The organism is Mesobacillus selenatarsenatis SF-1, assembly GCF_000813125.1.
GTDB lineage: Bacteria > Bacillota > Bacilli > Bacillales > Cytobacillaceae > Mesobacillus > Mesobacillus selenatarsenatis.
Window position 1 is genome coordinate 58,183 of sequence record NZ_BASE01000031.1, and the last position, 23,583, is coordinate 81,765.

General features: G+C 36.1%; 21 protein-coding genes. 19 read left to right on the plus strand and 2 right to left on the minus strand.

The annotated features are described in order from the left end of the window. Nucleotides 1-4: 4 nt before the first annotated feature. The 18 genes from tsoY to TY49_RS07360 all read left to right on the plus strand — a co-directional run bounded on the left by tsoY (nucleotide 5) and on the right by TY49_RS07360 (nucleotide 20,546). Entirely contained in the window at nucleotides 5-1,162 is a 1,158-nt protein-coding gene (tsoY, locus tag TY49_RS07280) for a selenoprotein TsoY (RefSeq protein WP_376797734.1), read from the plus strand. 36 nt (nucleotides 1,163-1,198) lie between these two features. Next, nucleotides 1,199-1,549 (plus strand): DsrE/DsrF/TusD sulfur relay family protein, encoded by a 351-nt coding sequence (locus tag TY49_RS07285; RefSeq protein ID WP_041965246.1) that lies wholly within the window; start codon nucleotides 1,199-1,201, stop codon nucleotides 1,547-1,549. Between the two features lie 108 nt (nucleotides 1,550-1,657). Next, nucleotides 1,658-2,356 (plus strand): class I SAM-dependent methyltransferase, encoded by a 699-nt coding sequence (locus TY49_RS07290; RefSeq protein WP_052442118.1) that lies wholly within the window; start codon nucleotides 1,658-1,660, stop codon nucleotides 2,354-2,356. A 4-nt stretch (nucleotides 2,357-2,360) separates the two neighbouring features. Next, the gene (locus TY49_RS07295; protein WP_041965247.1) at nucleotides 2,361-3,476 is read left to right on the plus strand and encodes a cysteine desulfurase family protein; all 1,116 of its coding nucleotides are present in this window, start codon (nucleotides 2,361-2,363) and stop codon (nucleotides 3,474-3,476) included. 467 nt (nucleotides 3,477-3,943) lie between these two features. After that, the gene (locus TY49_RS07300; protein ID WP_041965248.1) at nucleotides 3,944-4,831 is read left to right on the plus strand and encodes a PhnD/SsuA/transferrin family substrate-binding protein; all 888 of its coding nucleotides are present in this window, start codon (nucleotides 3,944-3,946) and stop codon (nucleotides 4,829-4,831) included. A gap of 1 nt (nucleotide 4,832) precedes the next feature. Beyond that, a complete protein-coding gene (locus TY49_RS07305; protein WP_041965249.1) occupies nucleotides 4,833-6,266 on the plus strand; it encodes a HAMP domain-containing sensor histidine kinase in 1,434 nt (477 codons plus the stop codon). Continuing rightward, nucleotides 6,259-6,723, plus strand: coding sequence for a response regulator (locus TY49_RS07310; protein ID WP_052442119.1), 465 nt, complete (start codon nucleotides 6,259-6,261; stop codon nucleotides 6,721-6,723). Before TY49_RS07305 ends, TY49_RS07310 begins: the two co-directional genes overlap by 8 nt. Beyond that, nucleotides 6,720-6,917 carry a response regulator transcription factor gene (locus TY49_RS23880; protein ID WP_052442120.1) on the plus strand — a complete coding sequence of 66 codons (198 nt, stop codon included), beginning with the start codon at nucleotides 6,720-6,722 and terminating at the stop codon, nucleotides 6,915-6,917. Before TY49_RS07310 ends, TY49_RS23880 begins: the two co-directional genes overlap by 4 nt. Nucleotides 6,918-6,921: 4 nt before the next feature. Continuing rightward, nucleotides 6,922-7,731, plus strand: coding sequence for a 4Fe-4S dicluster domain-containing protein (locus TY49_RS07315; RefSeq protein ID WP_232310405.1), 810 nt, complete (start codon nucleotides 6,922-6,924; stop codon nucleotides 7,729-7,731). Continuing rightward, nucleotides 7,701-8,921, plus strand: coding sequence for an NrfD/PsrC family molybdoenzyme membrane anchor subunit (nrfD, locus tag TY49_RS07320; RefSeq protein WP_041965250.1), 1,221 nt, complete (start codon nucleotides 7,701-7,703; stop codon nucleotides 8,919-8,921). The genes TY49_RS07315 and nrfD overlap by 31 nt, the downstream gene beginning before the upstream one ends. Next, the gene (locus TY49_RS07325) at nucleotides 8,899-11,145 is read left to right on the plus strand and encodes a molybdopterin-containing oxidoreductase family protein (RefSeq protein ID WP_041965251.1); all 2,247 of its coding nucleotides are present in this window, start codon (nucleotides 8,899-8,901) and stop codon (nucleotides 11,143-11,145) included. The genes nrfD and TY49_RS07325 overlap by 23 nt, the downstream gene beginning before the upstream one ends. Before the next feature lie 158 nt (nucleotides 11,146-11,303). Further along, nucleotides 11,304-12,182 carry a selenate reductase subunit SrdB gene (srdB, locus tag TY49_RS07330; RefSeq protein ID WP_041965252.1) on the plus strand — a complete coding sequence of 293 codons (879 nt, stop codon included), beginning with the start codon at nucleotides 11,304-11,306 and terminating at the stop codon, nucleotides 12,180-12,182. 17 nt (nucleotides 12,183-12,199) lie between these two features. Then, the gene (gene srdC, locus TY49_RS07335) at nucleotides 12,200-13,480 is read left to right on the plus strand and encodes a selenate reductase subunit SrdC (protein WP_052442121.1); all 1,281 of its coding nucleotides are present in this window, start codon (nucleotides 12,200-12,202) and stop codon (nucleotides 13,478-13,480) included. Then, nucleotides 13,443-16,589, plus strand: coding sequence for a selenate reductase subunit SrdA (gene srdA / locus TY49_RS07340; RefSeq protein WP_041965253.1), 3,147 nt, complete (start codon nucleotides 13,443-13,445; stop codon nucleotides 16,587-16,589). The genes srdC and srdA overlap by 38 nt, the downstream gene beginning before the upstream one ends. A 478-nt stretch (nucleotides 16,590-17,067) precedes the next feature. Beyond that, on the plus strand, nucleotides 17,068-17,280 hold the full coding sequence (gene tatA / locus TY49_RS07345; RefSeq protein WP_041965254.1) for a twin-arginine translocase TatA/TatE family subunit: 213 nt from the start codon (nucleotides 17,068-17,070) through the stop codon (nucleotides 17,278-17,280). A 583-nt stretch (nucleotides 17,281-17,863) separates the two neighbouring features. After that, complete coding sequence (locus tag TY49_RS07350) at nucleotides 17,864-18,526, plus strand: ArsR/SmtB family transcription factor (RefSeq protein ID WP_232310406.1); 663 nt, start codon at nucleotides 17,864-17,866, stop codon at nucleotides 18,524-18,526. Between the two features lie 18 nt (nucleotides 18,527-18,544). Next, nucleotides 18,545-19,273 carry an MBL fold metallo-hydrolase gene (locus TY49_RS07355; RefSeq protein WP_041965255.1) on the plus strand — a complete coding sequence of 243 codons (729 nt, stop codon included), beginning with the start codon at nucleotides 18,545-18,547 and terminating at the stop codon, nucleotides 19,271-19,273. A gap of 49 nt (nucleotides 19,274-19,322) precedes the next feature. Then, a complete protein-coding gene (locus tag TY49_RS07360; RefSeq protein ID WP_198135596.1) occupies nucleotides 19,323-20,546 on the plus strand; it encodes an MFS transporter in 1,224 nt (407 codons plus the stop codon). A 320-nt stretch (nucleotides 20,547-20,866) separates the two neighbouring features. Here the strand turns inward: TY49_RS07360 and TY49_RS07365 are convergent, their stop codons facing one another. Continuing rightward, the gene (locus tag TY49_RS07365) at nucleotides 20,867-21,100 is read right to left on the minus strand and encodes a hypothetical protein (protein WP_041965257.1); all 234 of its coding nucleotides are present in this window, start codon (nucleotides 21,098-21,100) and stop codon (nucleotides 20,867-20,869) included. A gap of 303 nt (nucleotides 21,101-21,403) precedes the next feature. Here TY49_RS07365 and TY49_RS07370 point away from each other — a divergent pair, with 303 nt between their 5' ends. Continuing rightward, a complete protein-coding gene (locus tag TY49_RS07370) occupies nucleotides 21,404-22,201 on the plus strand; it encodes a CPBP family intramembrane glutamic endopeptidase (RefSeq protein ID WP_041965258.1) in 798 nt (265 codons plus the stop codon). Between the two features lie 522 nt (nucleotides 22,202-22,723). Here the strand turns inward: TY49_RS07370 and TY49_RS07375 are convergent. Further along, nucleotides 22,724-23,527: a DUF5677 domain-containing protein gene (locus TY49_RS07375; protein WP_041965259.1), complete on the minus strand. Its 804-nt coding sequence runs from the start codon at nucleotides 23,525-23,527 to the stop codon at nucleotides 22,724-22,726. Nucleotides 23,528-23,583 lie beyond the last annotated feature (56 nt).

Here is a 23,583-nt window from a genome sequence, read left to right on the forward strand (position 1 = left end):
GAAGATGAAATTAAAATTTGCTCCAATAAAGTTCCAGGCAGCACTGGCTGCCGGAGGCGTATCCCTGATGGCGTTTAATTATCTGCAATTTGCCATCCCACATGGAGAAGGCCTTATCAAGATATCGGACATATTTTGGTCTCAAATGAGTCCATTACAGGTCATTCTTAATGCGATTCTAGTATTGATCATGCTTGGTTCAACTGCCGCCAACCTAATTCTTACTATTGTATTCCTAAGGGGAATGGCTTCATGGCTGAAGACAAAAAATCAGTTCAATTCCTTTATGGAAAACCCGCTTACAAATATAACAATTTTTGTTCCTATCGCATCCTTATCGATGACGGCAAACGTTGTATGGGGGCCATTTGCTTTCTATCTGCCAGGTTTGTCTTTACAGACTCTCATGTGGGGCTCTCTACTATTCTATATGTTTCTATGGGTTTCGTTATTTTTTCTGGAATTTAAAGTGGCAAAAAGCTGGTTTTTCAACCCAATGGATGCCAGTAAATTGAACTTTGTCTGGCTGCTGGATGTTTTCGCTTTCGGCCTAGTGAGCCTGGCTGGAACGGGGATTGCCTCAATGGCAGAGAATAGTTCCATTGCATCCTTCGCATCCGTAACATCATTGTTCGTGTTGGTCTTTGGAGTATTCTTGTTTGTGGCAAAGCTATCGTTCCTGATTTACATTCAGATAAAAAATGCCCAATTGCCTGATAAACCTATACTCCCGGCATTCTTTCTTGTCATCCCAATTACCTGTTTGCTAGGGTTAAGTTTTTACCGGATCATGGGTCATTTTCAAAATATCTTTATCTTTGATGCCAGTGTAATTTCTTTTTTCCTTATTACTGCTTCATACGTCATCACCATTGGTTGGGGAATCTTCACCGTTTACCTGCTCTTTGACTATCTGAGAAGAGAGTTTTTTAAGAGTCAGTTTGCTCCGACACAATGGGGGATGGTTTGAGCGTTTGTTGGCTCCCAAGTTTTGGGGGTTTATGTGCAGGGGATTTACTTCCCTGGAAACTTTCTTTCAATAGTTAATTATATCAGCACAGTATTCGCTGCAATCCTATATATCATCATCTTTGTAAAATTCCATAAAGCGAACAAAGCTGAAATCATTCCTGTTATCACCAATCAGAATGTAACAGGCTGATTATTATTAAAACTTAAAAGAAGAGGGGGAATAAAAATGAAATTCTTATTCATCGTAAATGATCCGCCATATGGAACAGAGCGCGCCTACAATGCATTAAGGCAGGCAAACGCAATCGCTGGAAAAGAGAACACGGAAGTAAGGTTATTCTTGATTGCTGACGCAGCTTCCTGTGCCAAAAAGAATCAAAAAACACCCAATGGATATTACAGTTTGGAAAAAATGCTCACTGTCGCTAAGCGTAAAGGAATCGACGTTGCTGTTTGCGGCAGTTGTATGGATGCTCGCGGCATGTCTGAGGAAGAATTGCATGAAAGCTCGCATAAAAGTACGATGGATGAGCTTGCAGAATGGTCCATCTGGGCAGATAAAATCATAACCTATTAAAACTAATTTCCCTCCGCGAATAAGGAGGTTTTTTTTGAATGAAGGATGTTTGCTGCTGAACTTTTGTTATAATTTAGTAAAATTTAAAGTTAGTGAGGAACAATGCTAATGGCACTTTTTGATCGTTCTGCTGCAACATATGATTCGTGGTGTACGACAGAAATTGGATCATATGTCGACAAATTGGAGAAGAATATTATCTTCCAGTTATCACTGCCGAGAAAAGGTGGGAAAGCACTAGACCTGGGGTGCGGCACTGGTATTTACACCATTTGGCTGGCGAGAATGGGGTTGAATGTTACAGGTGTGGATATTTCAAGTAACATGCTTGAGATTGCAAAAGAAAAAACAATTGCTTCTTCTTTGAATATCGATTATGTTCAATCCGATATACAAAAACTTCCTTTTGATGAAGAAACATTTGATTTAATCGTTGCCAATATCGTGCTTGAATTTGTAAAGGACCCTGAAGCTGTCGTAAATGAAGCAATCAGAGTGCTTAAAAAGGGAGGAAGATTTGTATGCGGCTTTATTGGGAAGGAAAGTTCCTGGGGTGAGAAATATCGCATGCAAGGGGAAGAAAAGACGGAAAGTGTCTTTGCCAATGCTACTTTCTTTTCTCCCGGCGATGTAAAGAAGTTGTATTCAGTGGAACCTGATAAGGTTCAATTGGAGCTCTTTATGACGGAAGCGGACTTTTTAAATACAGAACAGGCAAATGCATTGGAAACTGAGAAAAGAATAGGTGGATCTGAAAAAGAAGCAGGCTACTTTGCGGTCCGCTGGGTAAAGCCGAAGGGGGGATGAAATCATGAATAAGATTTATCTGGATTATAATGCAAGTACTCCAATCGATCCGGAAGTTGTAAATGAAATGAAGCCGTTGTTAACCGATTTCTATGGCAACCCTTCAGCAGTTCATTGGGCAGGCAGTCCGGTAAAGGAAAAGCTGACTCTAGCACGGAAACAAGTGGCTAACCTGTTAACAAGCTCACCTGAAGAAATTATATTTACAAGCGGAGGAAGCGAGGCAAATAACCTTGCTTTAAAAGGGTATTTCTTTAAAAATAAAGATAGAGGTACCCATATCATCACATCAAAAGTCGAGCACCCTGCGATACAACAGCCTTTAAAGTTTTTGGAACATTTGGGTGCACGGGTCACAATGGTGGATGTTGACCGTTATGGTATGGTTTCTCCTAAAGAGATTGAAAAATCTATTAGGGAAGATACTATACTGATTACGATCATGCATTCCAATAATGAAACCGGTACCCTTCAGCCAATAGATCAAATTGGACGACTAGCGAAACGATACGGAATTGCTTTTCATACAGACGCTTCCCAATCTGTGGGAAAGGTACCAATCGATGTGAATGATCTAAATGTTGATCTGCTGACAATTGCCGGTCACAAACTTTATGCGCCAAAAGGTATAGGCGCTCTTTACATACGGGAAGGAACAGATATAGAGCCGCTTATCCATGGCGCAGGACATGAATTCGGCTTACGGGCTGGAACAGAGAATACACTGCTTTCAGTGGGCTTGGGAAAGGCGTGTGAGTTGGCCTTAGAGCATGTATACGACGATTCCATTCAAGAACTGACTAACTACTTTTGGAAACAATTAAAAAGCACTTTCGGTGACGGAATTGTTTTGAATGGTCATGCAAAAAGCCGATTGCCGAATACCCTGAATGTGAGTTTTATCAATAAAGTAGGTCAAGATATATTAAATTCTATTCCTGAAATGGCGGCATCTACAGGTTCAGCCTGCCACTCAGGAAGAATAGAATTATCTCCTGTACTGAAAGAGATGGGAATACCTGAGCATATAGGGATGGGCGCAATCAGATTCAGCCTTGGGAGATATACAACCAAAGAAGAAATCGAACAAGTACTGAATAGGTTAAAATTGAAAATTTAAATAATACAACCATGCCAAAAAATTATTATCTGGCATGGTTGTATTATTTTAAAGCAAAGGATTTCAAAAAAATTAATCTATATCATTTCATTTTATTCATTGGGTGCTAGAGTTTTTTAATATCGATTCAGAAATGTAGTTTTATTAGATGAATAAATAAGGACTTTTTTACTTGGGGTGAATAATCGATAAATATCATCTTTAGCAGTCCTTATTTAAAAAATACAAGAAAACCTTGGATACATGTATGATGATCAAGGTTTTTTTATATCAGTAATAGAGATAAAGTGATAATTTTGTCACATTTATTTGAACATTTTTATGCATGTATTGTGAGGTGCAATTAAGGGGGGTATGATAAAATCAAGAGTTTTGCTTTATTAGATTATGAAAACTTTACTTATGTTAAGAAAGTAGCTTTGTAAAGTTAGTCCAAAATCATTTTTAAGAAATGAAGGGATAATCCTATGTTAACATCGAAAAGCTTCATAAAAGTTTTGTCAGTCCCCCTTCTAATTGGTTCCGCTGTGTTAATTAGTATGAATACATACAAAGAACCAGAGATTAAAATAGAACATTTCCCCAAAGAAAGTGAAAAACAGAATATTAATTCAGATATACAATTTGGTGTCTATAATGAACTGTCACCTCTTATGAATTTTGTGCTTTTTAATAAGATGGCTAATGACATAACTGAAAAAACTTCCTTACTCACACACCTTCATTTAAAAAAAAGTTATTCAGAATTCAATATGTTGTTAGAAGATGGCCAAATTGATGTGGCATATCTTTATCTAGATCAATATAGCTTTCAAAACAATATGAAAGAGTATTCAATTGTTTTCTCCCCTTCTTTCCTAACTCCTCCCAGGTCTTTGATTGTTGTTAAGGATGATAGTATTCAAGAAATATCTAATTTAAGTAATCAAGTATTTGGATTTACTGAACCTAGTTCTGTCAACAGCCAAGGAATAGAGGAATATTTAGAGGCTATTGGTGAGAGTAAGGAAACCTTTTTTGGAAATTATTATTATTCATTTTATGTAGACGAGTCCATTTCTGCACTTCAATCAAACATTGTTAAAGGTATAAGTATTGATTCATTAAATCTCTCCATAATAAATAATTTTAATAACAAAAGAGTTGCTCCACTACTGGGGAATCTACAAGTAGTTAGAGAATTCGAGTCCGGTCCGCAGCCAGTCATTCTGATTAGTAATAATTTAAATATTGATATAAAAGAAAAAATCTATGATTATTTTAGAAATTTTCCGGTAGATAAAAAGCAAGAAGTTATAGCGGAAACTATACAGGTATCTTCATTCGATGAAATAAATAATGATAGGTTGAAGTAGGATGGAAAAAGAAAGATTGGCGAAGGTAAGAAAATTCTTACATGAATCATTAAACTTGAGCAGCAAATTATTTGGAATTTATTTAATCTTAGCACTTATACTTTTTCTATGGATAGGAAGCTTCACTGAATCATTGCTTAGAGCACATTTACAACAACAATTCGAAGTTCAAGGGAAGAACCAGTCTAAAACAATTGGTGATTCTGTTGCAGAATATCTATTAACTGAAAATGTAAACGGAGTTAACAATATATTAAAAGAACATAAAAAAGCAAATGAAAATATTGAATATATTTTGGTGTTTGATTGGAACTCTAGGTTGTTTGCCCATACATTTTCAGGTGAGCCAACAAAAGAACTACTGAATGCTGGAGATGATGAAAATTTTAGAGTTGTAAAAACAGATAAGGGGTATATTTGGGATTTTCCTGCACCTGTAACTGAGTATGATGTTGGTTTAATAAGGGTTGGAATTTCAGAGGATAAACAATTGTCCATTATCAAAACAATTTTATCAAATATTCTTTTTAGCCTTGTTATTTTTTTCTTAACGTCTGCTATAATTGTGGCCTCACTTCACAGAATCATTACTAAGCCAATTAATGATTTAGTTAAAGGGACACAATTTTTATCAAAGGGGAATTTTAACTATAGAGTTCCAACTAAAGATAGGAATGACGAAATGGGGACACTTATTCGTTCATTTAATCAAATGGTTGATGACTTGGAGAATTATAGAGTAAAAACCGATGAATTAGATAAAAAGAGACAGATCCTTTTAGAAAAAATTATAGATATTCAGGAAGAAGAAAGAAAATTTATAGCTATGGAACTACATGATGAAATTGGCCAATCGTTAACAGGTGTTAAGCTTAACCTCAAATCGCTTGAACAAGAAATGAATGATGAGAGACTAAAGGAACAAATCATTGATTTACACAGCCAAGTATCTCTTTCTCTAAAAAATATTCATGATTTAATTGTTGAAATTGGTCCACGTTTTTTAGAAGGCAGAAGTATTGTAGATATACTAGAACGTTATGCAAAAGATTATCAACAAAGGTCAAATATAAATATTTCCCTTGAGATAGATAATCGAACCAAATTAGATTTATCAAAACAAACCAAAACGACAATTTTCAGAATCATGCAGGAAGCCTTAACAAATATTGCTAAATACGCAAATGCGACAGAGGTAGTAATAACGATAGAAAACTCAAAGACACACTTAATATTAATTATTGAGGATAATGGAATTGGTTTTGATGTTAATCGTGAATTTGAAAATATGAGTTCTAACAAGAATATGGGTCTCTTTAGCATGAAAGAAAGAGCGTCCCTAGTAGAAGGAACATTGCTAATTGAATCAGAAAAGGGCTTAGGTACCACAGTTTTTGTGCGTATACCGCTGAAGGAGGTTAAAAGTGATGATTAGAATTTTACTAGCAGATGACCATAATCTGGTGCGGTCTGGATTAAAAATTTTACTCAGCCAAGTGGAAAATTTCAAAATTGTTGGTGAAGCAGAGAATGGAAAAGAATTATTGGAATTAGTAAAAAAGACTAATCCTGACATCATTCTTTTAGATATAAATATGCCATATATGGATGGATTTGAAACGATTCCTGCAATAAAAGCAATCAAGTCTACTATTAAAATAGTAATGCTCACTATGTATAGCGACCAAGATTCTTTAGTTCGCGCAATGGAGTTAGGAGCTAACGGCTATATATTAAAAAAAGCACCAGAGGAAGAGCTAATTTCTGGGATAAAAAACGTAATGGAAGATGGGTCATATGTTGATACAAGCCTTGCTCAATCGTATATAAACTCATTGATAAATAAGAAAAGTTCGTCTGGAAGACGGCCTATCCAAGAAAAAAAGAATTGACAAAACGTGAAAAAGAAGTGCTAAGGCTTGTTTCAAGAGGTCTAACGGACAAGGAAATATCCGAGGATTTGGTAATTAGCATAAAAACTGTTGAAACTCATAAACACAATATAAAAGAAAAGCTACAAGTAAAGCGCCTTGCTGATTTAATACGTTACAGTATTGATCATAACCTTGATGATGAAGAGTGGTGATAATATGGAAGATAAAAAGCTTACTAGAAAAAAATTATTGATTACATCGCTATTAGGTACTTTAGGGTTAGTTGCAGGTGAACTAATTAGAAGTAGTAATAATATAGAGGAAGAATCAGATAAAGATGATGATTCAAGTGTTAAATATGGCATGGTAATAGATTTAGACCGGTGCATTGGTTGTAATGCGTGTACTATCGCATGTAAGCAAGAAAACAACACACCTCCAGATATGAACTATAATGTGGTCATTGAAAGAGAGGAAGGAGAGTTTCCTCATCCCAAAAAGAAGTTTTTACCTAGAATTTGTATGCAATGTGATAAGCCTCCCTGTGTGAAAGTTTGCCCTGTCGGAGCTACTAAAAAGCTAAATAATGGGATAGTAACTATTGATTATGAAAAGTGTATCGGTTGCAGGTACTGTATGACTGCTTGTCCATATGGTGCAAGAAGTTTTGATTTTGGAGAAAACTATAATACTCCGCCCAACTCTTTTGAAAGCACAACATATGCAGAATACGACCAATTCTACAAACGAGATAAAACAATGCCCGCATTAAATGGAGTAAGGAAGTGCCATTATTGTTCGCATAGACTTGCAGAAGGGAAGCTACCAGCATGTGTGACCGCATGTTTAGGAAAAGCAAGAACCTTTGGGAATTTGAATGACCCTGAAAGTGAAGTGAGCAAATTGGCAAGTAAGAGTTGGTCATTAAAGGATAATTTAGGAACAAAACCAAGAACTATGTATATAGGAGAATGGAAAGAGGAAAGAGGAAAGCGATGCGTAAATCAAATAGTATATGGTGGTTAGTCTTTTCTATTTTGGTTTTAATTGCATTTTTACTTATGTATATAAGAATTAATCAAGGGCTCTCATTTACAAACTTAAACAACCTGGTGGGATGGGGGCTATGGGTTACTTTTTATGTTTATTTTTTGGGGATAAGTGTGGGGCTGTTTTTATCCTATGGGTTAATTGAGATATTTAATCTGGAAAAATATAGGGATTTAGGTAGAGTTGCGCTTTATTCTTCGATGGTGTCACTTTTGGTTGGATTGTTTTTTATATTAATTGACATTGGACATTTAGGTAGATTTTGGACGGTCTTTATCAATCGAAACGTAACGTCTGTATTATCATGGGAACTTCATTTATATGTTTTATATTTTTTTGTGATTGCTGTTCTATTATTTATGGATAATCTTCCTTCTTCTTGGAAACCAACGAATGAGCCAAAAAGGATAAAATGGTTATGCAAAAACAGAAAGAGTATTATTAAATATATAACTTATTTTGGTATTCCACTTGCAATAGCAGTTCATGGTGGGACAGGGGCATTGTTTGCTGTTGTTAAGGCGAGGGCATTCTGGAATTCAGCTATTTTTCCAGTAATATTCCTAACCTCTGCCACTTTATCTGGGATATCTGCAATAATCTTTTTTATTGGCTTTTTCAAAAAATTAAAGTATTCAATTGGATCTCTCAGAAACTTGAGTAGAATCTTTTTTATACTTTTAATCTTTGATAATTTTCTTGTTCTTTTACAACTCTTTATAAATTATTATTCGGACATTAATGACAGGGTTGCATTCATAAATTTAATATTTTTGGGTGATTATTCAAAATCTTTTTGGATTGGCCAGATTGGAATCGGTGTTATATTAACTGTATTATTATTTTGTATATATTTTTATTCTGACCAGAAATTCTTATACCTATGGCTAAGTTCAATCACATGTTTAATTGGTATATGGTTCATAAGGATGAACTTTATTGCACCTACTTTAAGTGTACCCCTAATTGATGGATTAGCAGAGAATATGTATCGGTCAAATGAATCTTTTAAATATACTCCTAGTATTATGGAGTGGATCTATAGTTACTTTATAATCATATCCGGAACTATCATATATATTTTCGGAATTAATCGGATACCTAATGTTCGGGATGCTCTTTTTAGGAGAAAGATAAAAGGTGATGACATTGAACAAAACATTTAAATGGTTCGATTGCAATAGAAGAGAGTTTCTGGTTGGGACCGCTGCCTTAGGAACTTCTTTATTGTTGGGAGACTCCCTAAAGCCTAAAGCAGATAGTTTGCGGGTAGGGGAAGAAGTAACAATTCCAACCTGTTGTCATATGTGTGGTGGGGGAACTGGTGTTATTGCGACTGTCAGAGATGGAGTTGTGTCAAAGCTAGAGCCTAATGTTGATAACCCAATTGGTGTTTGTAACACCTCCACCGGATACTATGAGAATAGTAAGTATGGAGCTGCAATGTGTCCTAGAGGGCTTTCAGCAATTATGTCTCTATATGATCCAGACCGAATAAAAAAACCTATGTTGCGCACCAATCCTAAAAAAGGTATCTCCATTGATCCAGAATGGCAGGAAATAAGTTGGGAAGAAGCATTGGAGATTATTCAGGATAAACTTAAAAAATTGTTAGATGAAAATCGCCCAGAAGCTTTAATCACTTTTTCTGAAAATTCATTGTTTACCGATGTCCAACGAGATTTCTGCCATTTATTTGGGACACCAAATGTCAGTTTTCATACCAATATATGTAGCGTTACTCGAAAATCAGCTGCAAAATCGGTGCTAGGGGTAGAAGAACCCTTGGGCGATTACCAGCACTGCAAATTCATGCTGTTATTTGGATGGAATCCATTATCTGCTGTTAAGTGGGCACATCTACCTCAAATAATCCTAAACGGGAAGCAGAATGGTAGTAAATTAGTTGTTATTGATCCAAGGTTTAGTGAAACTGCTGCAAAAGCAGACAAATGGTTGCCTATTCTCCCAGGGACAGATGGTGCTTTAGCACTAGCATTAGCACATGTCATTGTGAAAGAAAATTTACACAACGAAAGATTTATAAATGATTGGACTGAAGGTTTTAAGGAGTATAAAGAATTTTTAACCGATAAGACTCCAGAATGGGCTGAAAAAATCTGTGGAATTCCGTCTGATGAAATTCAAATTCTCGCAAGGGAGTTTGCTAGCAATCAGCCAGCGATAGCAGATGTTTGGGTGGGTCCTGGCCAACAATCGAATGGGTTTAATGCGTCAAGAGCAATTTTTTTATTAAATGTGTTAGTTGGTAATGTAGACCAGCCTGGTGGTATGATGCTTACTGAAGAGTTTAAATTGGGTAATTCTCCAATTCAAACTAGCCAATCAAAAACTAAAAGATTTGATGGACTGGAAAACTTCCCCTTTGGACATCGGTCGGGTGTTTATGTCGAAGCAATTCGGCATCTATACCATCAATCAGGACCTTATCCATTAGAGGTAGCATTTTTTACAATGAGTAATCCTGTTCTATCCTTACCTAATTCAAATATAGTAGTTGATGCATTAAAAAAATTAAACTTTATAGTTGTCATTGATAATTATATTTCAGAGACTGCGCTTTTAGCTGACCTAGTTTTACCTGGGACAATATATATGGAGCGTTCAGGACTGGTAACTAGGGGAACAAACTGGAAATATGTAGCTTTAAGGCAACCGGTTGTTGAGCCACTATTTGGTCAACTTCCTGAAGTTGATATCTTTATTGAACTTGCCAATAGACTAGAGTTAAAGGATATCCAAGGGAAAGTGGCATTTAAAGATATTTCATATGAGGATTATATGGACTATCGACTCCAAAAAAGTGATGCTGGAATAACTTTAGCTGAATTGAAATCTTTTTCTGGTGCTGTATGGCGGTCTAATGAAGAAACCCAATTTGAAAAATACAAATTAAGAAACAATAAATTTCATTTTTCAATTTCTACTTTGGATTTAGGTAATGTAGATAAGTTTCCAGTATTTCGTCAGAGAAAATGGATGCCTGATTCCAATTATCCATTTTATTTAATATCATGGAAACATATCTCTCACACCCATTCCCGTACACAAAATAATCCATACCTATCAGAGTTAAAGAACCAAAATTTCCTTTATATAAATCCAGAAACAGCAAAGTCCTTGTCGTTTAATGATGGAGACCGTATCAGGGTAAATTCACCCTACGGTAGAGTAACAGCAACACTTCGTATTACCCCAGGAATACATCCAAAGGTTTTAGGCACAGAGTGGGGTTTTGGACATAAAGGATTTGGCAAATATGCAAAAGACAAAGGTTTCTCGGTTAACCATTTAAATGGTTTGTTATCAGATGAAATAACTGGTCAAGCGTTACACAAGGAAATCTGTGTTAATATCGAGAAATTATGATTGAAAGGTATAAGGGAAAACCCTGATTTTTTATCAGGGTTTTTTTCTATTTTCAGACCATGGAAAATGAATGTTTCCCCCAATTATGTAGATTTATAAAGGGCTTTAAAATAGATATTGAAGATATTTTTCGTTTAATTCTTATGGAGGTGAAATAAATGGGTTCAAAAGAGACAAAAAACACATCAAGAAGAGACTTTCTTATAAAGGGGGCAGGTGCAGCAGCCTTAGGTGCCGGAGCATTTGCTATTAGTCAAGTCCCTTTATTAGAAAAATTGGCTTCAGCAAATGAGGATACAGTCAAAGACCTGCTCCCTTTTCCTGAATTAATTGAATCAGATGAAATTATTATTAGAATGCAAAACGATGTTAGGAGGGCGCTAAAAAAACCATTAAATGAAATCCAATGGATCATGGTGATTGACTTAAAGAAATGTGTGGGTTGTTCTTCCTGTACTGTGGCATGCGTTTCAGAGAATGTATTGCCTCCCGGTGTTGTTTACCGTCCGGTTATCGAGGAAGAGATTGGGACATTTCCTAATGTGACAAAGAAGTTTACCCCAAGACCATGTATGCAATGTGAACATCCACCATGTACAAAGGTTTGCCCGATTGGTGCAACTTATAAAAGTGAAGATGGAATTGTGGCAATTGATTATGATAAGTGTATCGGTTGTCGCTATTGCATTACTGCTTGCCCGTATGGTGCGAGAACATTCGACTGGGGTGAGTATCATACTGAGAATACACCTGAAATCATGCAATATGAAAAAGAGCCAAACTATGAGTATGGAGTAGAGCGAGTAAGAGAAAAGAAAAATTCACCAATTGGAAATGCAAGAAAGTGTCATTTCTGTAAACACCGACTTCATAAAGGAATGCTGTCTATGTGTGTAACAACCTGCATTGGTAGAGCAACATATATTGGTGATAAGAATGATCCTGAGAGCTTGGTAGCAGAATTAATAGCTTCACCTCGAGTTATGAGATTGAAAGAAGAATTAGGTACTGAACCAAATGTATATTACTTAACATAAAGAGGAGGTGCTGAATAATGTTAAAAAAATTATATTTTACAGTGTTATCATTTATTGCAATTGTTGGTGTAATAAGCCTTTATATAAGATTAAGTGAAGGTATGAAAATGTCTGCACTTACTAGTTATTCCAGCTGGGGCTTATGGATTGTATTCTATATATACTTTATAGGTCTATCGGCAGGATCATTTCTTCTATCCACAATGGTCTATGTCTTTAATATGAAACAATTTGAGCGAATTGGAAAGCTTGCGCTATTTACTGCATTTTTTTCCTTAATGGCCGGATTGCTCTTCGTACTAATTGATTTAGGCCACCCTGAAAGATTTTGGCACACTTTAGTTTATAGGCAACCGAATTCAATTCTATCTTGGGAAATCCAATTTTACTTAATTTATATGCTACTAATTGTGGCAGAAATTTGGTTTTTAATGAGAGAAGAATTCGCACAAAGGGCCCAGTCTACAAAAGGATTAACCAAACTGTTTAACAGAACCTTAACACTAGGATATAAGGTTCCTAACAGTCAACAAAAGCTTGAGTTTCATAGAGAACAAAGTCATAAATGGATGAAAATCTTGGGGATTGCTGGAATTCCAACGGCAGTTGGGGTCCACGGAGGAACTGGCTCATTATTTGGTGTAGTAATGGCAAAAGAATATTGGTTCTCAGGACTTACTCCTATCATTTTCTTAGTTTCCGCTTTAGTCTCTGGTGCGGCATTAATGTTGTTCTTGTACTCGTTTTTTGGTGGTGCAAAAAAGAACGGGGATTCTCTCTTAAAGGAATTAGGAACCCTACTAACATTATTTATTGGTATCGATCTCTTGTTAATGATCGCAGAATTTCTAATTGGCCTATATAATCCTATACACCATGAAAGAATGACATTTAATGAAATCCTCTTTGGGGATAGGTGGTTTATATTTTGGATTGGACAAATCGGAATGGTAATTATATTGCCAATTCTCCTTATTACCATAAGTAAAGGGAAGAGGCTATTGATGGGCTTAGCTGGACTTTCTGTGGTTTTAGGTATTGTATGTGTTAGATGGATTCTCGTAATCCCGGCATATGTAGCGCCGCATTTTGATGGTTTAGATAGCGCCTATAATTCATCCCGTTTACTTTACGAATATTCTCCCAATTTGCTTGAGTGGTCTTCAAGCGTAGGATTAATCGGTATTGTGATTTTATTGTTTAGTATAACTGTCCAATTAGTACCAGTGTTCAATAAGCAAAAGGAGGTACATCAAACTCATGGAAAACCAACACCAGAAATTCATATCAAGGCGTAATTTTATTAAAACAAGTGCTTTGTTGGGTGGAACAGCATTCTTGGGAACGGGACTGCCCAATATAAAAAAGACCTATTCAAAAGAATTGGATTATGTTGGGAATTTTGAATATCCACTTGCAAAGCCAGAAAACATACTTTACTCAGCATGTTTACAATGTACAGTTGCCTGCAGTATAAAGGTCAAAATCAATAATGGTGTTTGTATGAAAATAGATGGCAATCCATACAGTGCAATGAACTTAGGGGAAAATTTACCTTATGATTTATCACCAAAAGAAGCAGTAAGCATTGATGGTAAGCTTTGTCCAAAAGGTCAAGCGGGAATACAACATGCATATGATCCCTACAGACTTAGAAAAGTAATAAAAAGAGATGGTCCTAGAGGTTCTGGAAAGTGGAAAACCATTCCTTATGACCAAGCAATAGATGAAATTGTCAATGGTGGGAACATATTTAAAGATATCGGTGAAAATCAAAATGTTGAAGGTTTAAAGGATATTTTTGTTCTAAAAGATCCAAAGGTTGCAAAAGCAATGGCTGACGACGTTACAAAAATTAGAAAAAAAGAAATGACTGTTGATGAATTTAAAGCAAAGCATAAAGATAATTTAGATGTGTTAATAGACCCGAACCATCCAGATCTTGGACCAAAAAATAATCAATTTTTATTCCAGGTCGGTCGTATCCATAATGGGCGAATAGAATTTACAAAAAGGTTCGTAAATGACTCATTTGGTAGCGTAAACTGGATTGAAAAGACGACATTGTGTGGTCAGACTAGTAATAAAGCTTGGGTACATTCAACAAGAGAGTATCTTGAAGGAAAGTGGACGGGAGGAATTAAATCTCCGCGACCTGATCATAGAAACACTGAATTTTTATTGGTTTTTGGATCAATTGTATTTGAAGCAAACTACGGGCCAGTACAGGAAACTGAACCAATCACTGAAGGGTTGGAAAGTGGAAGGTTAAAGATTGCAGTAGTAGATCCACGATTGACTAAAGTCGCTTCAAAGGCTTGGAAATGGGTACCGATAAAGCCTGGGAATGATGCAGCTTTTGCTCTTGGTATGATTCGATGGATTATTGAGAATGAAAGATATGATACAAAGTTTCTACAAAATGCAACTAGACTGGCAGCGACAAACTCTGATGAACCATCTTACAGTAATGCGACCTATTTAGTAAAAGTCGAAAAGGACGGTAGAGCTGCAAAGCATTTAAGAGCTAATGAAATTGGCATAGGCACAGAAAAAGAATTTGTCGTAATAAGTAATGGTAAACCAGCTGCGGTTGATCCAGAAAACAGCAATCTAGCAATACAAGGTGAGCTATTTGTTGATACCAACTTAGAAGGAATTAAGGTGAAGTCTCCTCTACAACTAATAAAGGAAGAAGCATACTCAAAGGAATTGGCTGAATGGGCAGAATTATCTGGAGCAAAACAAAAAGATATTGAGGATATTTCTAAAGAGTTTACATCTCATGGAAAAAAGGCAGCAGTAGAATTTTATCGAGGGGCTATCAAACATACTAATGGTTGGTATAATGGTCAGGCGTTAATAGTGCTAAATCATCTAATTGGTAATATGAATTGGCAAGGTGGAATTTCTAATACTGGCGGTGGTTGGTCTTATATTGGAGATAAAGAGGGGCAACCATATCCAATGGCAAACCTACACCCAAATAAATTATCTAAATTTGGAGTACCAATAACAAAAGAAGGTTGGAAATACGAAGAATCAACTTTGTTTGAAGGATATCCAGCTAAGCGTCCTTGGTATCCGTTTAGTGGTAACGTGGCTCAGGAGACTTGGCCGTCCATTTCAGACGGATATCCATATAAAATTAAAGCTGCCCTAATTTCATCCCATTCACCAATGTATTCACTTCCTGGTGGTCATGTACAGCTAAAGACACTATTAGATACTGAAAAAGTACCATTATTAATTGCTAGTGATATTGTAATTGGTGATTCAAGTCAATATGTTGATTATATTTTCCCAGATTTAACTTATTTAGAAAGATGGGCAACGCCAGGACAATCTCACCATATCCGGGTTAAAGTGAATCAAGTTAGACAGCCAGTAATTGCCCCATTAACTGAGAACGCAACAGTATTTGGAGAGGAAGTTCCAATATCTTTAGAAGCTTTAATGATGTCCATATCTGAGAAAGTCGGCTTATCTGGATTTGGTAAAGACGCATTCGGGCCAGGTAAAGATCTAAATAGAATGGAAGATTTCTATCTAAAACTAGTTGCTAATATTGCATCTGGGAATAAGCAAGGTGAATTAGTTAAAGCTGCAGATTCAGAAGAAATGGAATTATTTAAGTCTTCACATAGACATCTCCCAAAGACAGTTTATGATATTGAAAAATGGCAACAAACTCTCACTTCTGATGAGTGGAAAAGAGTAGTTTATGTATTAAACCGTGGTGGCCGTTTTGCATCAAGTGATGACGCTTATGAAGGCTCGTTTATTAAAAAGAAAATCCCTGGTCTTGCAAGATTATATTTGGAAGAGATTGCTGATTCTCGTAATTCCATTTCAGGTAATTACTTTACAGGTTATCCAAAGTACCTTCCAATTATGGACATGGCAGAAAACTTGATAAATGATGAAGGAGAATTCCACTTAATTACTAACAAAGAGGTCTTTGGTACTCAGTCAAGAACTATAACTAACTATTGGGCACAACTAGCGTTACAACCAGAAAACTTTGTCGTATTAAATAGTGTGGATGCAAAGAAATTAAAGGTAGATAATGGCGATAAGGTCTTAGTAACATCAACGAGCAATCCAAAAGGGGAACACTTAATTGCAGCGGATGAAAGTAGACCAACCATTGGTAAGGTAAAAATCGTTGAAGGTATTCGCCCTGGTGTTGTTGCAATTTCAACGCATTATGGTCATTGGGGTTATGGTGCAAGAGATATTCAAATCGATGGAGAAGTTGTAAAAGGTGAGGAAGTAAGAGGTTTAGGAATACATCCTAATCCACTGTTTAGGCTAGATGACAATTTGAGAGGAACAACCCTTAGTGATCCAATTGGCGGAAGTGCATCTTATTATGACACTAGAGTAAATATTCAAAGAGTTTAATCTTTAAAAGATCTATTTAACAGCAACTGGAACAGGAATTGTGATTTACAGCACATCTTCGTCTAGGTGGAAAGTGTCTGGTTTCTTTGTTAGTAACTTTGTGCGAAAGGGAAGCTGCCTTCCTGAACGGATTGAAGCTTTCTTTTCGTAATTTTAAAGAAAAGGTAAAATGGGTGAAATTCTAGGGGGTTGTTGGACAGATGGAATGAGAGTCTATACTATCAGTTTGAAATTTTCCAAACTTGTAGTCGTTTAAAAGGCCCCGTTCCAATTGTCGAAAATGTCTTGGTATGGAACAATGAAGCTATAACAACTAATAAGAACCACCCAGTTATTAAAATAGATGAATGTATTGAATGCGGATATTCATACTCTTTAATAAATACGTTCTGTTGATTAACAACTATCATTTTTCTCTATGACTATGTAGACCCCAAGGTTTACAATTAGAGCCTTTTAAGAATTGGAGTGGGTTATCATGATATCAAATATTGGAATACCTGGATTAATATTAATTCTAGTCCTTGCACTTATTGTTTTTGGTCCAAAAAAACTTCCAGAATTGGGTCGTGCAGTTGGCCAAACATTAAGGGAATTCAAGAGATCCACAAAGGGGTTAATAGAAGAGGAATTAGAGGTTGAGTTGGATCCTTTATCCTCACAAAAACAGCTTGAGAAAAAAGATATGTAAATATTTTTTTCGAAGGAAAAGTATTAGAAAAACGAAAACCATCTCCTATTTCTGTAGCGATAAAGAAAGTAATGTCTTTTTCAAGGATGGAAGTCTAGAATACGTTATTATGAATGAATGTGACAATAGATTTCTGGGAGGAACTATTAGTTGTTCCAATAATGTTCACAGTCAGTAGACAATAATTGGTATGAAGGGGTTTTTAGATTCATATAAGAATACAAGAATTTAAGACAGGCCTAAAGTCATGCATGGTGCTCGAAATGCTGACGGATCATGTTTTCCTTGAACGATGAGATTCCTTGTAAAAAGATCTTCGATTTTTCAACCGGACTCCAGCGCAAAAGTAATAAGACGATATCACAACTGGCCATGCTATATTATTGAATCTAAAGCTACATGGAATACGTTAAAACGTAAATGTAGAGTTAATAATGAGTAACTTCGAACTTTAAAAAACATAAAACCATGCCAAAAGGTAAAACTATGGCATGGTTTTATTCATGTTTAAATCAAAGGTATTTACAATAATAATTTGATGTGTTATTATTCAACTAATAAGTTGAATAGTTGAATTTTTGATGTGGAGGTGATCTATATACAAGCTCGGGAATTTAAGGATTTCGTATACGGAGAGTTCGCCCGGATTGGAAAAGCGATCTCCAGCCCAAAGAGAATTGAACTGCTGGACCTGCTAACTCAAGGGCCAAAAACAGTGGAAGCTTTAGCTGCGGACACTCAAATGAGCATAGCTAATACATCCAAACATTTACAAACCTTGCTTGATGCGAAGCTTGTCACATACTCAAAGGATAAAAACTATGTAATCTATCGATTGGCAAGTGAACAGGTGTTAATATTTGTATTGGCTTTAAGAGGGACGGCGGAGGACCGCATATCAGATGTAAATATAGTAAGGGAGGGTCACATTCTAAGAGAAAACTCACTAAGTCCTATCTCGTTTGAGGAATTAGGTGAAAAATTGAAAAGAAATGCTATCACCTTATTGGATGTAAGGCCAATTGAAGAATATAAGCATGATCATTTGCCTCATGCCTTATCAGTTCCGATTTCGGAACTTGAAGACCGCCTAGACTCATTGCCAAAGGATAAAGAAATTGTGGCATATTGCCGCGGACCATATTGTGTTTATGCGACTGAAGCGGTAGAGCTTTTAAAGTCAAAGGGTTTTCGTGCCACATTACTTGAGGCAGGAATAAATGAGTGGAAACAAATCCAACATTAAATATTAGGAGGAGAAAAAATGTTATTTCGTCAATATTTACACTTGAATCCCGTATCAGCATCATATTTGTTTGGCTGCGGAAGTCTTTCCCAGGGAGTGGTTGTCGACCCGCTAAAAGAAGAGGTCGATCTCTATGTTAAAGAAGCAGAAACACTAGGATTAAATATTGTATATGTGATTGATACACACTTACATGCAGACCATGTATCCGGGGCTCGAGAGCTGGCAGAAAAAACAGGAGCTCAATATGTCCTTCACAGCTCTGCTGATACAACGTATGAATTTACAGCAGTAGAAGACGGAGACGTACTAATGGCAGGAAATACAAAGCTGACTTTCTTGCATACTCCTGGCCATACTCCGGAACATATTTCAATTGTAGTGACGGATACACGAAGAGGGGAGGAACCATGGTTTGTCCTGACAGGTCATACTTTAATGGTCGGCGATGCTGGCCGTACGGAATTGGCTTCTTCTCTTGAAGAAGGTGCAGATGACCTATATAACAGCCTTCAGAAATTGATGGAACTGGATGAACATATTGAAGTATACCCAGGTGCATTTTCTGGTTCGGTTTGCGGCAGAGGTCTGAGCGGTAAGCCATCCTCTACTATCGGTTTTGAAAAGCGCTTCAATCTTGCCCTGCAAAAAGGCGACAAAAATGAATTTGTCCGGTTCATGACGGAAAATGTTCCACCACAGCCGGAGAATTTTAAGGAAATGAGAAAAGAGAATCAAGGAAAGTAATAATTAAAAGCCTGAATTTTTTCAGGCTTTCTTCATGGAGGTTAAATTGATGCAACCTAAAATCGGAATTAAGGAAAACATCATTCAATTCGTCCTGCTGGTTGTGACGAACCTATTTGTTGGTTCGATGGTCGGGATTGAGCGCACTGTTCTTCCCTTGCTGGGGGAGGAACAGTTCGGTCTGGCATCTGCCAGTGCTGCATTATCCTTCATAATCAGTTTTGGATTTTCTAAAGCAATTGTAAACTATTTCGCAGGACAAATTGCGGACCGGCTTGGACGTAAGAAAGTTTTATTACTCGGTTGGTCTGTAGGTCTTTTCGTGCCAATCCTAATTATATTTGCACATGCATGGTGGGTCATTATTGTAGCGAATATCCTGCTCGGGATTAACCAGGGACTGGCATGGTCAATGACGGTGAATATGAAAATCGATATATCAAAGGCAAACCAGCGCGGTACCGCAGTAGGTTTGAATGAGTTTGCTGGCTATTCAGGTGTAGCGATCATGGCTGCCGTTTCGGGTTATATTGCCTCATCCTATTCATTAAGACCAGAGCCATTCTATATTGGAATCGGCATTGTAGTGGTCGGGATTCTGCTATCATTAATTGTTAAGGATACGGGAGAGCATTTAAAGCTTCAAATCAAGAATAGTGGAGCAGGAACTTCTGAACCGACCCGATCGGCAAAGGAAGTATTTGCTCTGACAACTTGGAGGGATAAAAGTCTATCAAGCATCAGCTTTGCGGGTTTATCCACGAATTTGAAGGATGGAATGGCCTGGGGTCTGTTTCCAATCTACTTCACAGCTGCTGGATTAACTGTCGGGCAAATCGGTACAATTGTAGCGGTATATCCGGCAGCCTGGGGCATTTTTCAGTTATTCACTGGTACATTAAGTGATAAGATTGGCAGAAAAGTTCTGATTACTTATGGCATGTGGACACAAGCTGCTGCATTATGGTTCATTCTCGCTGCTGACCAATATTGGTTGTGGATTGCAGGGGCAATACTACTGGGACTTGGAACTGCAATGGTTTATCCAACACTGCAGGCTGCGATAAGCGACGTGGCTGGACCGGAGTGGAGGGCTTCCTCAATGGGAGTCTATCGCTTCTGGCGTGATAGCGGTTATGCATTCGGTGCATTAATGGCAGGTATCATTGCAGATATTTTAGGTGTCAATTGGGCAATTGGGTTAGTTGCATTACTACCATTCCTAGCGGGTGTTCTTTCAAGAGTGAGGCTAAAGGAAACGATAAATAGTTGATTGGAAAGGAGCAGTGAACTCTTGGAGGTTTCTGCTCCTTTTGTTTTGTTTTCCGGTTTAAAGGTAATTATCCAACAATGAGATGGGTTGCTGGAGATGGAGACGCATACTATTGCAGTTATACTTACCTGAGAACTATTCATGTTACCAAAAAATCAGATATGTGAGCCATTACACTTAAACTATAGGGTGCGAATATTGAAGAAAGAGTTGTCGATAGCAACTGCTATTGTGCTAAACAGTATTATCGAAGAAGAAATAGAGGATGCGTCATAACTATAAAAGCTTCCTTATTCAAGAGCTTTGGGAAAAATTTCTAACTATGTGTCGATTTCATTTGTATCAAAATCAATCAGATTTTCATCTACTTTAAGAAATTTTGCGATTCTTTTACGTAATAAACTATCCGGATATTCAATCATGCCCTCTAGGTTACATTCCTTTAATAATCGTTCAATTCGTTCTTTTTCTATAGGATCTTTAATATTGACAGTGATTGTGGAGAGATAATAGTAATCATCTTCATAAGAATGGTCAAAAAGAATTTCTATCATACAAACCTCTCCTTTGCATTTATTATAGCAAATAAAGGAGGCAGAACAAAAGGCAGAGTTCTTTTGAATTTATTATGAGACATTCTACTCCTAATCGGATGCGGTTGATGAACATCTTTAGCTGCTTCGACAGCTATTTTGGTTTCTCCAATGATGACTCAATGTTAGTTATTTATAGACTTAGCACCGTGTTGCTGTTACTAATAATTCAGCTAGATAAGATTTATTTAGTGAAATTAAATGTTATATACAACAGCTTGTCTTCATACCTATGTATAAAAGGACATTGGGTGTGAAAATATCATGAGATTTTTAAAGAATGTATTTTTATTTTTTTTGGCATCTTTATTATTAATGCTAACAATTATGTTTTTGAACGATATGTTTCATTTAGGTATTTCTGATAACGATATAGACATTTTTCTTGGGCCTTCTATTATGTTAATTTATTTCTGGATTGCTTCACCGGATCTAAGAAAGCAGTTTTACGCACAGTTTATTAGAGTCAAAGCTTTTGATCGAGTGATTATGTTGCCCGTACTATTAGCATTAATGGAGCTTTTTTTCGTATATTCCTATTTCTACTTTCCTACATTATTTGATAAAGAGCCATTTTCCATTGGTAGTGCTCAATATATGGGGCATCAGGAACTTACTACCGCTGGCGAGATTTTATTAATAGGAATCATAGGACCTTTTAGCGAAGAATTTCTATTCCGCTTCTTTCTAATTGTATATTTGCCGTATCTTGCGCTATATCATACGTTCATAAAAAAGTCGCACGTAACTAAGAAACATGTGAATAAAAAAGTTTTTAAACCTTTTATATTCATAGAAAGTGTAGCAAATAAAATATATTACCGAGTGTTTGAAATGAATGATAAAAAAATCATTAGTAGTTGGGTTATTCTGGTTTCATTTTTCTTTGCTTTGGTTCATGGGCCTGACATTTATTCATTTCCGCTCTATTTCATACCGGGGATACTGTTTAGCTTTGTATATTTAAAGTACGGATTTTTAGCAAGTTGGATATGTCATGGAACTTCTAATGCATTTTCAGGGATAGTAAATTCTATTTTCATTTCACTACTTAATAGGTAATGGAAGAAGCGGATCCAAGACTTAGTGTAAAGATAACTAAGAGGGTAAGGAGATTTAGCAATGTCCTACTGGGAAGCAAAAATAATTGATACCGCACGCGGAAAATTTGAGGTTTTTGTTAAGGAGAGGGCAATCCAACTTGCGTCACTCACCATTATTCAGAGTTTAATCATACAGGCGATTAATTCGCCGATTCTTTTACAGAAAATAATACTGTTTATCTTGTAAATTTAAAGAAGATGGAAATTGAAGTAAGGCAAATACCAAAATCACAAATAATTGTTTTTAATGAAAGCAATCATCACCCTTTCCTTGAAGAAAAGTCGTTGTTTAGACAAGTCATCTCAACTTACTTAAAAGAAACGTATTCTTCTTGAACTATAGATAGGAGTTTAGTTGAAGAGAGAATGGGAAAAGGCCAGTTTAATATACTATCTGAAAAAGCTCTATTATAGGGCCAGGAATTCGGTACATAGTGACGCAATGTTAAATAGATTACTGCATTCGGATATACAATTATATTTATGTACCTCTAATTAATTTATAGTTAATCGCAATTTTATTATTAAACTTACTTACCTCATTCTTAAGTTCATAATAGGAATACATTTCTCTTATAATTTCAATTAGGAAATTCGAAATAACCATCACATGTGTATTAATTTCACCCCCTTTTCTATATACCTCAACAATTCCATGATCAAATTTAAAGTAATTAGTTGCCTCTAATGCATGAACTTCACTAGAAAAAGTTTGATATAAAAGTATATATTCTTTTTCGTAACCAAGGTACTTACATAAAGCACGAAAATTATTAATCTTCCCAGTAACATTGTACCACTTCTGATTTTTATCTTTGTGATTTAGACTGTCTATAAAACCTGTTTCAATATCCTCTAAATAAGCATTATCAGCAAACTTAGGGAATTTTTTATATAGGTTATCAATGCTAAGTGAAAGGTACTTCCTAATTTCACTACCTACTAATGATTGTTCAATCATTGTATTAAAAAACTTAATCTGTCTAAGTTTTAAAGAATAAAAGTATGACCTAGCACGATTATTTGAATCTCTTTGAAAAATGAGTTTTAAAAAGATGAAATTCTCCATAATCATTCTAGTTAATGAATCTGCCCCATTAAAACTTTGATTATTTAATAATACAAGAAGGGAATTAGTTTTCCCTACCATATCCTCAAATAGCCCCACTATAGCTGCATCATGAACATCAAATTCTCTTTCTGAATTATTCATGTCAAAGTGATTTTCTAAGATAGTTTGAGTCACTAAATCTGCTTCAGAGTATATTATTTTTAGTAATTTCATAAAATCTCCTTATTTCGGTGATTAGTTTTTGAAGCTCCTTAAATAATTCCATATTT

What these genes read in the sequence shown, in the direction of transcription:
- TY49_RS07285 (WP_041965246.1), top strand. Translation starts at nt 1,199, where the DNA reads ATGAAATTCTTATTCATCGTAAATGATCCGCCATATGGAACAGAGCGC.
- TY49_RS07290 (WP_052442118.1), top strand. Translation starts at nt 1,658, where the DNA reads ATGGCACTTTTTGATCGTTCTGCTGCAACATATGATTCGTGGTGTACG.
- TY49_RS07295 (WP_041965247.1), top strand. Translation starts at nt 2,361, where the DNA reads ATGAATAAGATTTATCTGGATTATAATGCAAGTACTCCAATCGATCCG.
- TY49_RS07300 (WP_041965248.1), top strand. Translation starts at nt 3,944, where the DNA reads ATGTTAACATCGAAAAGCTTCATAAAAGTTTTGTCAGTCCCCCTTCTA.
- TY49_RS07305 (WP_041965249.1), top strand. Translation starts at nt 4,833, where the DNA reads ATGGAAAAAGAAAGATTGGCGAAGGTAAGAAAATTCTTACATGAATCA.
- TY49_RS07310 (WP_052442119.1), top strand. Translation starts at nt 6,259, where the DNA reads ATGATTAGAATTTTACTAGCAGATGACCATAATCTGGTGCGGTCTGGA.
- TY49_RS07315 (WP_232310405.1), top strand. Translation starts at nt 6,922, where the DNA reads ATGGAAGATAAAAAGCTTACTAGAAAAAAATTATTGATTACATCGCTA.
- nrfD (WP_041965250.1), top strand. Translation starts at nt 7,701, where the DNA reads ATGCGTAAATCAAATAGTATATGGTGGTTAGTCTTTTCTATTTTGGTT.
- TY49_RS07325 (WP_041965251.1), top strand. Translation starts at nt 8,899, where the DNA reads ATGACATTGAACAAAACATTTAAATGGTTCGATTGCAATAGAAGAGAG.
- srdB (WP_041965252.1), top strand. Translation starts at nt 11,304, where the DNA reads ATGGGTTCAAAAGAGACAAAAAACACATCAAGAAGAGACTTTCTTATA.
- srdC (WP_052442121.1), top strand. Translation starts at nt 12,200, where the DNA reads ATGTTAAAAAAATTATATTTTACAGTGTTATCATTTATTGCAATTGTT.
- srdA (WP_041965253.1), top strand. Translation starts at nt 13,443, where the DNA reads ATGGAAAACCAACACCAGAAATTCATATCAAGGCGTAATTTTATTAAA.
- tatA (WP_041965254.1), top strand. Translation starts at nt 17,068, where the DNA reads ATGATATCAAATATTGGAATACCTGGATTAATATTAATTCTAGTCCTT.
- TY49_RS07355 (WP_041965255.1), top strand. Translation starts at nt 18,545, where the DNA reads ATGTTATTTCGTCAATATTTACACTTGAATCCCGTATCAGCATCATAT.
- TY49_RS07360 (WP_198135596.1), top strand. Translation starts at nt 19,323, where the DNA reads ATGCAACCTAAAATCGGAATTAAGGAAAACATCATTCAATTCGTCCTG.
- TY49_RS07365 (WP_041965257.1), bottom strand. Translation starts at nt 21,100, where the DNA reads ATGATAGAAATTCTTTTTGACCATTCTTATGAAGATGATTACTATTAT.
- TY49_RS07370 (WP_041965258.1), top strand. Translation starts at nt 21,404, where the DNA reads ATGAGATTTTTAAAGAATGTATTTTTATTTTTTTTGGCATCTTTATTA.
- TY49_RS07375 (WP_041965259.1), bottom strand. Translation starts at nt 23,527, where the DNA reads ATGAAATTACTAAAAATAATATACTCTGAAGCAGATTTAGTGACTCAA.